Source organism: Sphingomonas sp. IW22 (assembly GCF_041321155.1).
In the GTDB taxonomy this organism is placed as follows: domain Bacteria; phylum Pseudomonadota; class Alphaproteobacteria; order Sphingomonadales; family Sphingomonadaceae; genus Sphingomonas.
Genome location: NZ_JBGGWB010000002.1, coordinates 144,365 through 156,900, shown reverse-complemented (window position 1 = coordinate 156,900; position 12,536 = coordinate 144,365). Strand labels below are relative to the sequence as shown.

The following is a 12,536-nucleotide window of genomic DNA, read 5'->3' as shown; positions in this document are numbered from 1 at the left end:
TCAATCGCCGGTGCGTCAATTGTGCGCGATAGGGCGATTGAGGGGAATTAGCGATGCCTGATGCCTTCGATGCCATCGTTCTCGCACGCATTCAATTTGCCTTTACCGTCAGCTTCCACTTCATCTTCCCCGCCTTTTCGATCGGACTGGCGTCCTATTTGGCGGTGCTGGAGGGATTGTGGCTGAAAACGGGACGAGAGGTCTATATGGACCTGTTCCGCTTCTGGCTGAAGATTTTTGCCATCGCCTTTGCCATGGGCGTCGTGTCGGGCATCGTCATGTCCTATCAGTTCGGGACAAACTGGGCGGTATTTTCGGACAAGGCGGGTCCGGTCATCGGCCCGCTGATGGCGTATGAAGTGCTGACCGCCTTCTTCCTCGAAGCCGGGTTTCTGGGCGTCATGCTGTTCGGCATGCAGAAAGTGGGCCGCATGCTGCACTTTGTGGCAACGCTGATGGTCGCGTTCGGCACACTGATTTCAGCGACATGGATCCTGAGCGTCAACAGCTGGATGCAGACGCCCGCCGGTTACGAGATCAACGAAGTCGGGCAATTCGTGCCGGGGCCGGACTGGTTCGCGATCATCTTCAACCCCAGCTTTCCGTATCGCCTGCTCCACACAGTGCTGGCTGCTTATCTGACGACCGCCTTCGTCGTCGGTGCGGTGGGTGCGTGGCAGCTTCTGAAGCATCACCGCGGCCGTGCGGTGGCGCGGTCGAGCGTCAGCGATCCCGCCGAACTCACCGTCAGCGCCCCCAGGTCCGAATCTGCGGCGCGCAAGATGCTGTCGATGGCGATGTGGATGGCAACCATCGTCGCGCCGATCCAGATCTTTGCGGGCGACCTGCACGGGCTGAACACGCTGGAACATCAACCGGCCAAGGTTATGGCGATGGAGGGGCATTATGACAGCCACCCCGACGGCGCGCCGCTGATCCTGTTCGGCATTCCAAACGCCGCCGAAAAGCGGATCGACTATGTGCTCGAACTGCCCAAGGCGTCGTCGCTGATCCTGAAGCACGAATTGAACGCGCCGCTCGCCGGGCTGGATACCATTCCGGACGACCGCGAACCGCCGGTAGAAATCGTCTTCTGGTCGTTCCGCGTCATGGTCGCGATCGGTTTCGCGATGCTGGGGCTGGGTGCGTGGAGCCTGTTCGCGCGGATGCGGCGGCGACTGTATGACTGGTCGTTGCTGCACCGCGCGGCCGTAGTGATGGGGCCGTCGGGCTTTGTCGCGGTTATCGCCGGATGGGTCACGACCGAGGTGGGGCGCCAGCCGTTCACCGTCTATGGCCTGCTGACCACCGCCGACAGCGCATCCCCGCTCGCCGCGCCCGCGGTGGCGGCATCGCTGATCGCGTTCGTCATCGTCTACTTCACGGTGTTCGGCTTCGGCACGTGGTACATCCTGCGCCTGATGAACAAGGGCGTGCAGATCCATGAACCCGAACCGACCGAGGGCGCCGGCCCGATCCGCACCGCCGGCATCACCCCCGGCCCCACCCAGCTTGCGGGAGCATGAGGCGATGGGAATCGAGATCGACCTGACAATGATCTGGGCGTTCATTATCGCCTTTGCCGTGTTCGCCTATGTCGTGCTGGACGGGTTCGATCTGGGCATTGGGATCCTGTTTCCCTCTTTTGCCGTCGGGCGCGAGCGCGACCAGGCGATGAACTCGATCGCGCCCGTATGGGACGGGAACGAGACATGGCTGGTACTGGGTGGTGGCGGGTTGTTCGCGGCGTTTCCGCTGGCTTACGGCGTCGTAATGACGGCGCTTTATCCGCCGATCATCGCAATGCTGCTGGGTCTGGTCTTTCGCGGTGTCGCGTTCGAGGCACGCTGGCGCGATCCGGCGCACCGGGCGGGCTGGGACATCGCGTTTACCGCCGGGTCGGTCGTCGCTGCCTTTGCACAGGGCGTAACACTCGGCGCATTGCTGCAAGGGGTGCAGGTCGCCGACCGTGCCTATGCCGGGGGGTGGCTCGACTGGTTGAGTCCGTTCAGCTTGCTGACCGGCGCCAGCGTGGTGTGCGGCTACGCACTATTGGGTGCCACCTGGCTGATCTGGAAGACCGACGGAGCGACACAGGATCACGCCTATCGCTTGGCGGGGCGGTTCTTTCTCGCGACGCTGCTGGCGATCGCGCTGGTCAGTGTGGCGACCTTGGGTCTGGACGCCGATTATCGTCAGAAATGGCTGGGCAGCCCGGCCATTTTCGCCACATCGCAGGTGCCGCTATTGGTCGCGATCATCGCCTTTGCCTTTCACCGTTCGCTCAGGCGGCGACGAGAGGCGCGGCCCTTTTTCCTGGCGCTGGCGATGTTTCTGATCAGCTTCATCGGCCTCGGCATCAGCATGTATCCTGACGTCGTGCCGGGCTCACTGACGATCTGGGACGCTGCGGCGCCGGAACGCAGCCAGATTTTCATGCTGGTGGGTGCAGGCGTGCTGGTGCCGATCATCCTTGGATACACCGCCTGGGCCTATTGGGTGTTTCGCGGCAAGGTTGGGACCGAGGGCTACCACTGATGGCGGGTCAGGCACCGCTATGGCAGCGGCTCGGCTGGATGGCGCTGATCTGGGCGGGCAGCGTTGCGGTGCTGGGGGCGGTCGCTGCAGTGATCCGGATGTGGCTCAAGATGTGAGCGCGGGGTTCAGCATCATAGCGGCATCCGGCGCACCAACGCTGCGGACGCAACGCGAGGGTGGGATGCGTCGAGCCGTCGACGCGGCAAGACCTGCCGCGTGACGCTATACGACTTGCTCATCGCGTCTTTGCGTCCGGTGACAAACCGCCCGTTGATCAAAGAGATGACGCACCTGCTGCTGTTGGGTCCGACTCGCGACGCGGCTGGCGCCTGAACAAGCTGTAACGCCCAGTTTGCCCGTCGGCAGAGACCGATGGGACCAGCGAGAGCACCGGAAAAGTCGCGCACCCGACCTGAATATGATGGGAAGATCGACAATCCGTCGTCGACCATATGACACGATCGTGTCTGAATTTTTGCTCTAACTTCCGGCTAGTCTGCTTATTCACTTCTCCACGGCTGAAGGTGCTGCCTGGCGACATTCTTCACGGCAGCGGTCATCGCCTCAAGGACTTGTGCATGGAGACGGGATACTGTCCAGAATAGCGGGACGTCCATTGTGTCTCCCGGCACCAACTCGACCAGAGTACCTGCATCGATATGCGGTCTTGCCAATGCCTTCGGTTGAAGTCCCCAACCCAGACCAGCACAGGCCAGGTCAAGGAATCCCTGTGTTGATGGAATCCAGTGCGTTGGCGCATTCAGGTCGGCGCCGAAGATTGCTTTAGCCCACCTTCCCTGAAGCTGGTCTTTCCTGTTGAAGCGCATCACTGGCGCTATATTAAGGCTGCCCCTGTCGATCCCGTTCGAGAAATATCGGCGCACAAAATCCGGGCTGGCGCAAGCGACATAGCTTAATGACCCCAGCGCCATGGTCCTGAAACCTGCAACAGGTTTCGGGTCGGACGTGACAACAGCGAGCACTTCTCCGGTACGCAGCCGATCTGCCGTGTGCCCTTCATCCTCGAGCGTCAGTTCCACCAGCATGTCCGTCGTTCGTGCGAAGTCCGAGATGACATATGGAAACCATGTCGCGAGGCTGTCCGCATTGACGGCGATGCTCAGAGACGGGCGGGAGCCATCCTCTATTCCACTGGCAGACATCGTCGTCAGGTCGGCTTCGAGCAGTCGCACCTTATCGAAATGCGCGCATAACTCACGGCCTTGATCTGTGGCCGTGCAAGGTTGCCCACGAATGACGAGGGAGATCCCCAACCGCTCTTCCAATCCTCTAACGCGCTGCGAAACCGCCGAGGGCGTGATCTTGAGCAGGGAGGCGGCTTTTTCAAAGCTACCTTCCCGAACCACGGCGACTACGGCTGCGAGAGACGGATAGTCCAGCATGATGAAGTGTTGCTTCATCAAATTTAGCAAAACAAGTTGTACTTAATTTTGGGTACGCGGGATATGGAGGGAATGAACGGCATATCCGCCCTCTTTCTCTCCGGCTTCCTGCTATTGGCTGCACTGGTAATCGGCATCCAGAACGTGTTTGTGCTCCGACAGGGGCTCAAGCGCGAGCATGTCGGACCGGTGTTTTGCGGAGGCGCAGACGCTCTGCTGATAGCGGCTGGCGTCGCAGGCCTGGGCGCTTTCCTGGCAGCCATCCTGCAAATGACGCTCCTGCTTTCCCGCGCAGCATCGTTGCTAACGCGCAACTTCGCCTGACAGGTCGCACAATGTATCGCCCTCCCGCTTTTCGCGAAGATCGTATCGAAATCCTGCATCAAGCGATCACCGCCTATCCGCTCGCCACGCTTGTGACATCAGGACCTTGCGGCATCAGCGCCAACCTCGTTCCTTTCACGCTGCATTCCGGCGTTGGCGAAAGAGGGGTGCTGCAGGCACATTTGGCGCGGGCAAATTCGCAGCTTGCGGACCTTCGTGCAGGCGCTGAAGCGCTGGTGATCTTTCAGGGACCGCAAGCCTATGTTTCACCGTCCTGGTATCCCGCCAAGCGGCTGCACGGCAAAGTTGTTCCAACCTGGAATTATGTCATGGTGCAGGCGAGAGGGCGGCCGGTCGTCATCGATGATCCCGATTGGGTCAGGAGGCAGATCGATGCCCTCACCGGGCAGCAGGAGCGATATCAACCCCAGCCATGGTCTGCGGCTGACGCGCCGGCCGGCTATATTGATGGCCAGCTGAAAGGCATAACCGGGCTGGAAATCGCGATCGAACGGATCGAGGGGAAGTGGAAGGCCAGCCAAAACCATCCGGCCTCGAACAAGGCCGGGGTGATTGATGGATTGATGGCTGAGGATCCGCACTCGCCGATGGCTTTGGTCATGCACAGCCTTGCCGACAGCAAGTCATGAGAACCGTATCCTTTCGGGCGAATTACGTCGAATGACACATGGTGTCCATACGCCTCCCGGCTATCATTTCCGCCTCATTGTCGGGAATGCTGCATGACACGCTGGCCGCTTTTTTCTTCCGCGTTTCTCTTCGCCATGGTGATGGTCGCGCGCGGAGAAGCCGTGCCGACAAAGAAGTCAGCCTGGAATGGCACTGCGGCAGCTGCCTATCTGGACAATCGCCTCACTTGGTGGCGTCAATGGCCCAAGGCAGAACGGGACCATGGCACGCGCTGTGTATCCTGTCACACGTCGTTGCCGCATGTCCTCGCCATGCCATCGCTCCGCAGTCAGTCACGCAAGCAACGGCGCAGCGTGGCCGAAGTGGCGATGTTTGATGACGTGGTGAAGCGCGTCTATCTTTGGGATGAAGTAGAGCCCTTTTATCCCGACCAGACGCGCGGCGTCCCCAAATCGGCAGAGTCCCGCGGCGTCGAGGCGGTTCTTAACGCACTCATACTGGCCACACGGGATCAGGAACGCGGCCATCTTGGACCGGACACGCGACAGGCCTTCGCCAACATGTGGGGCGAGCAGATGAAGGCGGGCGATCAGAAGGGCGGCTTTACCTGGCTCAACTTCCGGCTGGAACCCTTCGAGTCCCCAACCGCGACCTATTGGGGGGCGACATTGGCGGCGTTGGCTGTGGCGCGTGCGCCAGATGGGTACGCCACAGATCCAGCAGCTGCTCCTCAGATCGATGCGCTGCGCGCCTATTTGCGAACCGGCATTGGCGGATCGCTCTATTCCCGCGCACTTATCCTGTGGGCCGATAGCCAGCTTGGTGGCGTATTGGCACCCGATCAGCGGAACAAGATCGTCTCGGAACTCGTCGCGTGCCAGCAAGCAGATGGCGGATGGAATTTACCGAGCCTTTCAAGGTGGCAGAGGGTCGACGGTTCCATTCTGCCGCAGGAGAGCGACGGATACGCCACCGCGATTGTCGCGGTAATTCTGGGTGAAGCAGGAGGAGGAACCAGCGCGGCGGCGCTCATGAAGGCCAAGACTTGGCTGACTGCTCATCAGGAAAAGGACGGCTCTGTAGCGGCAAAGTCGATCAACAAGGACCGCAAGCCTGGGACCGACCCCTATCTCTTCATGACCGACCAGGCGACCGGCATGGCCGCACTGGCAATGCGTCAGTAGACAATAACAGGCACAGTTCGATCAGAGCCGGTCCTCCCAAGGTCACTGCGGCAACGACCACCTTTGCCATGCGGGCATTCGGCCCAGAGGGTCCTTAGTGGGTTGGCAGGAGCGCTACCTAGGCTATGCGTGATCGGGAACAACTCGGCTCAGCGGCGCTCCCCATTCATGTCCCACGTCACCAACGAAACGGCAAAATCCCTTACCGCAGGCGATGATCGCGAGCGCCTCGCAAGCATGTTCGAGCAGGCGCCGAGCTTCATGGCGCTGCTATGCGAGCCAACTCATCGGATCGTCCTTGCCAATCAGGCCTTTCAGCGCCTCTTCGGTGAAGAGCAGATCGTTGGTCGTATGGTTGGTGACCTGTTACCCGACGCGCTATCCGCGGCCACCATAAGGCGGTTGAATGAGGCGTATAGCAGTGCGCAACCGGTTCACCTCCACGCGGTTCGACTTCCTTCCGGGTCAGTCGAGCCCGGCGGCCTGAATGAGCGCATTCTGGACCTTATCCTGCAACCGATCTTCGACCCGCATGGGAACGTAAGCGGAATTTTTGTCGAGGGCTCGGACGTAACGGACCGGGTTCTGGCGGAACGTCGGCTCCAGAGCAGCTTCGAGATCAAGACCGTCGGTATTATCTATTGGGGCGCCAATTTCAGCCTCACTCAGGTCAATGACGCATTTCTGCACATGACCGGGTTCACCCGCGAGGAAGCGATCGGCCTGACGTGGCAGGAGTTGACGCCAAAAGAGTTCTGGCCAGCGTCGGAGATTGCCGTCCATCAGGTGAATACGACCGGCGAGGGGGTGCCCTACGAAAAGCAGTATTTCGGCAAGGGTGGGCGCCGCTGGTGGGGTCTGTTTGCGCCGCGGCGGGTGAGCCCGGACGAGGTTGTCGAGTTCGTTCTGGACGTCACTGAGCGCAAGCAGGCGGAGCAGGCGCTGCGTCAGCTCAATGAAACGCTCGAGGGACGGGTGATCGAGCAGGTAACGGCGCGAATGGAGGCGGAAGAGGCGCTGCGCCAGAGCCAGAAGCTCGAGGCAATCGGCCAACTTACCGGCGGCGTGGCGCACGACTTCAACAATCTGCTGACCGTGATCCGCGGCGCGGCCGAGATGCTGCAGCGCCCGGACCTGGCTGAGGACAAGCGTCAGCGCTATGTCGAGGCAATCGCCGATACGGCGGATCGGGCGGCCAAGCTGACCGGGCAATTGCTTGCCTTTTCAAGGCGCCAGGCCCTCAAGCCCGAGGTGTTCAACGCAGGGCAGCGGATCAGATCGATCAACGATATGCTGGCGACGGTGGTCGGCGACCGGGTCGAGCTTGTAACTGAAACCGAGTGCGAAATTTGCTACGTCGAGGCTGATCCCAGTCAGTTCGAGACCGCCCTCGTCAACATGTCGGTCAACGCGCGCGACGCCATGGAAGGGGTGGGTGCGCTCCGCATTGCCATTCACCCAGCCGTCAGCGCGCCATCGGTACGCGGACATGTCGGCACCAATGGAGAGTTCGTCGCGATTTCTGTTTCGGACACTGGCGTGGGCATTCCGCCGGAGCGATTGGCGCAGATTTTTGAACCCTTCTTTACCACCAAGGAGGTGGGCAAAGGCACAGGCCTGGGGCTCAGTCAGGTCTATGGTTTTGCCAAGCAATCCGGCGGCGAGGTCGCTGTCGAGAGCGAACTGGGGCAGGGCACGACCTTCACGCTTTACTTGCCAAGGGTTGCCGGTGAACTCGGCGAGGCAGCGACGGCACATGCTGCTGCTGATGGCGCAAAGGGCCGAGGGCACGTCCTCGTTGTCGAGGATAACGAGCAGGTTGGCGCGTTCTCCACCCACCTTCTCACCGAACTCGGCTTCGAAACCACCTGGGCGGCAAGCGCGGAGGCGGCACTTCAGCATGTGTCAGAGAACCCGCACCGATATGCCGCCGTCTTCTCGGATGTCGTCATGCCGGGGATGAACGGCGTCGAACTCGGACTGGAGATCCGCAGGCGAGAGCCAGAGCTGCCGGTGATCCTGACCAGTGGTTACAGCCATATGCTGGCGCAGGAAGGCAGCCATGGCTTCGAGCTGCTGCATAAGCCTTATTCGATCGAGGACCTGACCCGTGCTCTACGCCGTGCGATCGACAGCCGGTCCGGATTGGGAACCTACCCAAGCTGAAGCCTGAACCCGGAAGCAGCGCGCAAGTCCGTGCCATGGTTGACGGCAGCTTGTGCCCTTCGTTCAGGTTAGTTGGTAACGCGTCCGCTAATCCGCTTTGAGGCGTACTCGCGATAAGCTGCCGTCTGCGTAGTTGGAAATGACGGAAGATTGGGCTGTAGGCGCTGCCGCTGAACCTTGCGCCATCGCAGTGGCCTTGGCGCATATCCGCTGCCGTTTATCAGCTTTCGAAGGCGGTAATGATTGGACATGGGCCGTCTGAACCGCTCCCGCAATCGTCTGCCAGCCTTGCCAGCGCTGATCGCGCGGCCCTCATCTCTTCGATCTTCGCATCGAGTGTGGCGATCCTGCTCCTCGCTAATTCTCGCGCGCGGTTCCGATCATCGATGGCGTGAAGGGCGAGCAGCTCGCCTATTTCCTCTAAGGTGAACCCAGCGCGCTGCGCGGAACGGATGAAGCGCAGCCGACGGACGTCCTCATCGTCATAGCGGCGCACGCCCCGACCCGGCCGCTCGGGTTCGCCAAGCAGGCCGCGGCGCTGATAGTAACGGACAGTCTCCACGCCGACCCCACCTGCGTCCGCCAACCTTGCGATCGTGACTCCTGACATCAGCGCTTGACTCCGGACTATAGTACGGACCCTATATGGGCCGGGTGTCGTTGTACCGCAAACGAGGAGCGCACCTAGTGTCTGTCCGTCCCACCGCTGTCCTGCATCGCATGGTCATGCCCGAGCATACCTGCCCATATGGCCTCAAGGCGCTCGATCTGCTCAGGCGGAAGGGCTTTGAGGTCGAGGACCATCACCTCCGCACGCGCGGCGAAACCGACGCATTCAAGGCCAAGCACGATGTGAAAACCACTCCTCAGGTGTTCATCGACGGTGAACGGATCGGCGGCTATGATGATCTGCGCCGACACTTTGGTATGCGCGTTCCCGTGCCAGGCGCCACCAGCTATCGCCCCGTGATCGCGCTCTTTGCGATGACCGCGCTGCTTGCCCTCTCTACCAGCCAGGCCGCGTTCGGCTCCCCCTTCACGGCGCACGCGCTGCAGTGGTTCGGCGGCTTCAGCATGGCTGTCCTTGCGCTGCTCAAGCTGCAGGACGTCGAGAAGTTCTCGACCATGTTCCTGAACTACGACCTTCTCGCCAAGCGCTGGACCCGCTACGGCTACATCTATCCCTTCGCCGAGGGACTTGCAGGCGTCCTTATGGTGGCCGGCGTGCTGAACTGGCTGTCGATCCCGATTGCGCTTTTCATCGGAACTGTCGGCGCGGTGTCGGTTTTCAAGGCCGTCTACGTCGACAGACGCGAGCTCAAATGCGCGTGCGTCGGCGGCTCGTCCAACGTGCCGCTCGGCTTCGTGTCGCTCACGGAAAATCTCGGCATGATCGCAATGGGCGTCTGGATGCTGATCGGTATGGGCGGAATGTGAGAGCGCCTGGGCAGCCGTCGTCAGGCTGCCCGTACCGTCAGCCGGGCGGCGCTCCCGGCTCCAGCGTGCCAAGCCATGCGACCAAGGCGAGGATCAAGGCTCCAAGCGCCGCTTCGATCGCCAGGCTGATACGCAACGCCGCCAGTTCCCGCGGCGTCCCGCCTGACGCGGCGACCGCATGCAGGGCAGGCGTCAGCCGAAACCGATTGAGCGATGCCAGCGCCACCATCGCAGCGAACGCGCCCAGCTTGGCAAGCAGCAGTTGTCCGTAGCGCGTCGTTGAAAGACCGGCCGCGCCGTCTGGCCCGATGATCAGCCAGCCGTTCACCAGCCCGGTGACCACAATGACGGCCACTGCGGCCGTTCCCGTGCGCGAGAAGCCGTGAAGCGCGCGCCAGGAAAGATCGAGATGCCCCGCATCGACCCTCGAACTCGGCCTTGTAACAAGCAGGAGCAGGCCGAGGAGCGATCCTATCCAGACCGCTGCCGCGAGCAGGTGAAGTATGTCCGCGGTCAGGTGCAGCGATCCCGCGGCCCCCTCGCTCATTGCACCGTGCCCTCCCCAGGCCAGCGTTGCGACGGCGACAGCGAATGCGGCTGCCGATGCCGCGATGGGCGCAGGAGCGCGCCCTTGCGAGCGAACGGCTGATACAGCCCCCATCGCCAGAACGAGCGCGACCATTCGGACGATCCAGGCCGCGCCATAAGGCGTTTCGCCAATGATCATCGTCAGCGTTTGACGATCGACCTGCGCCAGCGTCGTCCCGGCCATCGCCGCTGTCACGACGAGCAGGCTGCCAACCGAAAGGATCAGGCCGAGCCACCCACCGGCGAGGAGCAGCGCGCGTAGCGGCATGGTCCTCGCCGCTCCATCCGGTGAAATGAGCGGAAAGGTCGCCAGGCCGCAGGCGAGCATCAGGTCGAGATAAAGTGCAAACCGGACGGCAACGCCCGCCCAATCCACTGTCAGGCGACCTTGAACGCGTAGCTGCCCTTCACCCGGTGCGTATCGGCCGACACCCCATGCCAGTCGAGGCGGTAGCTACCCTTGGGCAGCGGCTTCGCCAGCGTGAGGATCATCGTCTTGCGGTCAGGACTGACATCGACCCTGGCCGGCATCTTCATCGGCGGGTGCGAGTCCATTCCGGGCATGCCCGTCATTACGATGTCCGCGCCCGAGAGCTTCGGCATCAGCGCTTCGGTGAACGTCACTTGGACCCGCGCCGTCGGCGCGACCGTCGCGTTAGGCGCAGGGTTCGCCGAAACCAGCTTGGGATGAGCCATGGCAGGTGCAGCGATCGCCAGAAGCGCGGCAGCGGCGGCTACAGCTTTGAAACGCATCATCAACTCCATCGTGAAACTAGCGGGATCATAGAGGCATACGCGCGGCGCCGCTTAGCCCCTCGCAGACGGCCTCGCACTTCCTGACTGCGCGCTTCCGCGAGGGCTGCTAGCGACTGACCCGTATTAGACGGAATGGAGAACCACATGGACTTCGATTTCGATGCCGCTCTCCGGCGAGTCACCGATGACGATCATCCCGGATTGGGCGCGATCGACGCGGCGGTGTTCAACCGGGTACGAGCCAACCGCACGAGCACGCGGACCGGCATCAGCGCCGCCGCGCTCGCCGCCGTTGGCGCGATCGTCCTGGGAACGATGACCGCCGGTTCTGCGGCGTCGCCCGCAAGCGCAGCCCCGATCGACGCCTTCGGCGCGGCGGGGGCGCTTGCCCCGTCGACGCTGTTGCTCGCCGATCGATGACGCGGGGACGCTGGACCGCACTGGTCGCGGTCGTCGCCTTCCTCGCCGGCGTGTTCGTTGGCCGCGTCATCATCCCGGCGCGGCATTCCCAGCCATCGGAATTGCATGCCCTGCTGCACCACGACCTGAAGCTCGACGCCAACCAGGAAGCCAGGCTCCAGCAGCTGGAACGCGACTTTGCGGAAAGGCGCAAGTCGCTCGAAGCCGAGCTGCGTGCGGACAACGCTCGGCTCGCGGCGGCTATCGAGGCCGAGCACGCGAACGGACCAAAGGTGGCGGCGGCGGTGGACGCATCGCACCGCGCGATGGGCGAGTTGCAGAAGGCCACGCTCGCACACGTGTTCGCGATGCGTCAGCTGCTGCGTCCCGACCAAAGGGCGGCATTCGACCGTGCGGTCACGAAGTCGCTGACTACCGCCCGGTGAGGCCGGACCTAGCGGCACTCGCCGATGGCGACCTAGCCAGCCGGTCGGCTGCCGGTGACGACGACGCGTTCGCCGAGATCATGCGGAGGCACCGCCAGCGCGTCTATCGCCTCATCCTCGCCAACGTCGCCGACCCGGACGAGGCGCTCGACCTTGTGCAGGAGACGTTCGTGTCCGCCCATGGCGCCCTCCGCCGCTTCGACCCGACCCGCCCCATGTCGGCGTGGCTCGCGCGGATCGCACTCAACAAATCGCGGGACTGGGCACGTCGGCGCGCCGTTCGGCGCATGTTCGGCCTGTCGACGCCGGTCGAGGAGATCGCCGAGCTGCACGCCGACAGCCAGCCCCTGCAGGACGTGCAGGCGTCGGACCGCGCCGAGCTCGACCGCCTCGCCCGCGCCGTGGCGCAGCTACCGGCATCGCAGCGCGAACCCCTCGTGCTCTGCGCGGTGGACGGGTTGAGCCAAGCCGAGGCAGGCGAGATCCTCGCGATCAGCGAAAAGGCCGTCGAAACGCGCATTCGACGCGCCCGTGCTCGCCTGACGCAACTGCTCTGCCGCTAGGCGGACATCGCCGAGGGGCGCCGCTCCGCGACGCGTATCAAGGACAGACATTGTCCGCCTAACCGAGAGACGAAAGCCCTG

Annotated in this window: 15 protein-coding genes; 11 read left to right on the top strand and 4 right to left on the bottom strand. The window is 62.6% G+C overall.

Going from position 1 to position 12,536, the window contains the following annotated elements; all coding sequences use genetic code 11:
* The first annotated feature begins 53 nt into the window (after nt 1-53).
* From ACAX61_RS12305 to ACAX61_RS12295, 3 genes are read left to right on the top strand one after another with little or no spacing between them, the layout of a single operon-like run.
* Nucleotides 54-1,526, top strand: a complete 1,473-nt coding sequence (locus ACAX61_RS12305; protein WP_370715129.1) for a cytochrome ubiquinol oxidase subunit I — start codon at nt 54-56, stop codon at nt 1,524-1,526.
* A gap of 4 nt (nt 1,527-1,530) precedes the next feature.
* Complete coding sequence (cydB, locus tag ACAX61_RS12300) at nt 1,531-2,538, top strand: cytochrome d ubiquinol oxidase subunit II (protein ID WP_370715128.1); 1,008 nt, start codon at nt 1,531-1,533, stop codon at nt 2,536-2,538.
* The gene (locus ACAX61_RS12295) at nt 2,538-2,654 is read left to right on the top strand and encodes a DUF2474 family protein (protein WP_370715127.1); all 117 of its coding nucleotides are present in this window, start codon (nt 2,538-2,540) and stop codon (nt 2,652-2,654) included. Before cydB ends, ACAX61_RS12295 begins: the two co-directional genes overlap by 1 nt.
* Nucleotides 2,655-3,038: 384 nt before the next feature.
* Here ACAX61_RS12295 and ACAX61_RS12290 read toward each other — a convergent pair whose 3' ends face one another.
* Complete coding sequence (locus tag ACAX61_RS12290; protein WP_370715126.1) at nt 3,039-3,959, bottom strand: LysR family transcriptional regulator ArgP; 921 nt, start codon at nt 3,957-3,959, stop codon at nt 3,039-3,041.
* Between the two features lie 54 nt (nt 3,960-4,013).
* On the opposite strand from ACAX61_RS12290, the gene ACAX61_RS12285 reads away from it, so the two are divergent.
* From ACAX61_RS12285 to ACAX61_RS12270, 4 genes are all read left to right on the top strand, one after another.
* The gene (locus ACAX61_RS12285) at nt 4,014-4,265 is read left to right on the top strand and encodes a hypothetical protein (RefSeq protein WP_370715125.1); all 252 of its coding nucleotides are present in this window, start codon (nt 4,014-4,016) and stop codon (nt 4,263-4,265) included.
* A gap of 11 nt (nt 4,266-4,276) precedes the next feature.
* A complete protein-coding gene (locus ACAX61_RS12280; protein WP_370715124.1) occupies nt 4,277-4,915 on the top strand; it encodes an FMN-binding negative transcriptional regulator in 639 nt (212 codons plus the stop codon).
* Nucleotides 4,916-5,008: 93 nt separating this feature from the next.
* Nucleotides 5,009-6,100, top strand: a complete 1,092-nt coding sequence (locus tag ACAX61_RS12275) for a prenyltransferase/squalene oxidase repeat-containing protein (protein WP_370715123.1) — start codon at nt 5,009-5,011, stop codon at nt 6,098-6,100.
* A gap of 168 nt (nt 6,101-6,268) precedes the next feature.
* The gene (locus ACAX61_RS12270; RefSeq protein ID WP_370715122.1) at nt 6,269-8,266 is read left to right on the top strand and encodes a hybrid sensor histidine kinase/response regulator; all 1,998 of its coding nucleotides are present in this window, start codon (nt 6,269-6,271) and stop codon (nt 8,264-8,266) included.
* A gap of 220 nt (nt 8,267-8,486) precedes the next feature.
* Here ACAX61_RS12270 and ACAX61_RS12265 read toward each other — a convergent pair whose 3' ends face one another.
* Complete coding sequence (locus ACAX61_RS12265) at nt 8,487-8,876, bottom strand: MerR family transcriptional regulator (RefSeq protein ID WP_370715121.1); 390 nt, start codon at nt 8,874-8,876, stop codon at nt 8,487-8,489.
* 110 nt (nt 8,877-8,986) lie between these two features.
* Here ACAX61_RS12265 and ACAX61_RS12260 point away from each other — a divergent pair, with 110 nt between their 5' ends.
* Nucleotides 8,987-9,703 carry a MauE/DoxX family redox-associated membrane protein gene (locus ACAX61_RS12260; RefSeq protein ID WP_370715120.1) on the top strand — a complete coding sequence of 239 codons (717 nt, stop codon included), beginning with the start codon at nt 8,987-8,989 and terminating at the stop codon, nt 9,701-9,703.
* Between the two features lie 37 nt (nt 9,704-9,740).
* Here ACAX61_RS12260 and copD read toward each other — a convergent pair whose 3' ends face one another.
* Nucleotides 9,741-10,667, bottom strand: a complete 927-nt coding sequence (gene copD / locus ACAX61_RS12255; RefSeq protein WP_370715119.1) for a copper homeostasis membrane protein CopD — start codon at nt 10,665-10,667, stop codon at nt 9,741-9,743.
* Nucleotides 10,668-10,669: 2 nt separating this feature from the next.
* Nucleotides 10,670-11,056 (bottom strand): copper homeostasis periplasmic binding protein CopC, encoded by a 387-nt coding sequence (gene copC, locus ACAX61_RS12250; protein WP_370715118.1) that lies wholly within the window; start codon nt 11,054-11,056, stop codon nt 10,670-10,672.
* 135 nt (nt 11,057-11,191) lie between these two features.
* Here copC and ACAX61_RS12245 point away from each other — a divergent pair, with 135 nt between their 5' ends.
* The 3 genes from ACAX61_RS12245 to ACAX61_RS12235 are packed head-to-tail and all read left to right on the top strand — an operon-like array spanning nt 11,192 to nt 12,455.
* Entirely contained in the window at nt 11,192-11,467 is a 276-nt protein-coding gene (locus ACAX61_RS12245) for a hypothetical protein (RefSeq protein WP_370715117.1), read from the top strand.
* Nucleotides 11,464-11,892: a periplasmic heavy metal sensor gene (locus ACAX61_RS12240; protein ID WP_370715116.1), complete on the top strand. Its 429-nt coding sequence runs from the start codon at nt 11,464-11,466 to the stop codon at nt 11,890-11,892. Before ACAX61_RS12245 ends, ACAX61_RS12240 begins: the two co-directional genes overlap by 4 nt.
* Entirely contained in the window at nt 11,889-12,455 is a 567-nt protein-coding gene (locus ACAX61_RS12235; protein WP_370715115.1) for an RNA polymerase sigma factor, read from the top strand. The genes ACAX61_RS12240 and ACAX61_RS12235 overlap by 4 nt, the downstream gene beginning before the upstream one ends.
* The last annotated feature ends 81 nt before the right edge of the window (nt 12,456-12,536 follow it).

What these genes read in the sequence shown, in the direction of transcription:
- ACAX61_RS12305 (WP_370715129.1), top strand. Translation starts at nt 54, where the DNA reads ATGCCTGATGCCTTCGATGCCATCGTTCTCGCACGCATTCAATTTGCC.
- cydB (WP_370715128.1), top strand. Translation starts at nt 1,531, where the DNA reads ATGGGAATCGAGATCGACCTGACAATGATCTGGGCGTTCATTATCGCC.
- ACAX61_RS12295 (WP_370715127.1), top strand. Translation starts at nt 2,538, where the DNA reads ATGGCGGGTCAGGCACCGCTATGGCAGCGGCTCGGCTGGATGGCGCTG.
- ACAX61_RS12290 (WP_370715126.1), bottom strand. Translation starts at nt 3,959, where the DNA reads ATGAAGCAACACTTCATCATGCTGGACTATCCGTCTCTCGCAGCCGTA.
- ACAX61_RS12285 (WP_370715125.1), top strand. Translation starts at nt 4,014, where the DNA reads ATGAACGGCATATCCGCCCTCTTTCTCTCCGGCTTCCTGCTATTGGCT.
- ACAX61_RS12280 (WP_370715124.1), top strand. Translation starts at nt 4,277, where the DNA reads ATGTATCGCCCTCCCGCTTTTCGCGAAGATCGTATCGAAATCCTGCAT.
- ACAX61_RS12275 (WP_370715123.1), top strand. Translation starts at nt 5,009, where the DNA reads ATGACACGCTGGCCGCTTTTTTCTTCCGCGTTTCTCTTCGCCATGGTG.
- ACAX61_RS12270 (WP_370715122.1), top strand. Translation starts at nt 6,269, where the DNA reads ATGTCCCACGTCACCAACGAAACGGCAAAATCCCTTACCGCAGGCGAT.
- ACAX61_RS12265 (WP_370715121.1), bottom strand. Translation starts at nt 8,876, where the DNA reads ATGTCAGGAGTCACGATCGCAAGGTTGGCGGACGCAGGTGGGGTCGGC.
- ACAX61_RS12260 (WP_370715120.1), top strand. Translation starts at nt 8,987, where the DNA reads ATGGTCATGCCCGAGCATACCTGCCCATATGGCCTCAAGGCGCTCGAT.
- copC (WP_370715118.1), bottom strand. Translation starts at nt 11,056, where the DNA reads ATGGAGTTGATGATGCGTTTCAAAGCTGTAGCCGCCGCTGCCGCGCTT.
- ACAX61_RS12245 (WP_370715117.1), top strand. Translation starts at nt 11,192, where the DNA reads ATGGACTTCGATTTCGATGCCGCTCTCCGGCGAGTCACCGATGACGAT.
- ACAX61_RS12240 (WP_370715116.1), top strand. Translation starts at nt 11,464, where the DNA reads ATGACGCGGGGACGCTGGACCGCACTGGTCGCGGTCGTCGCCTTCCTC.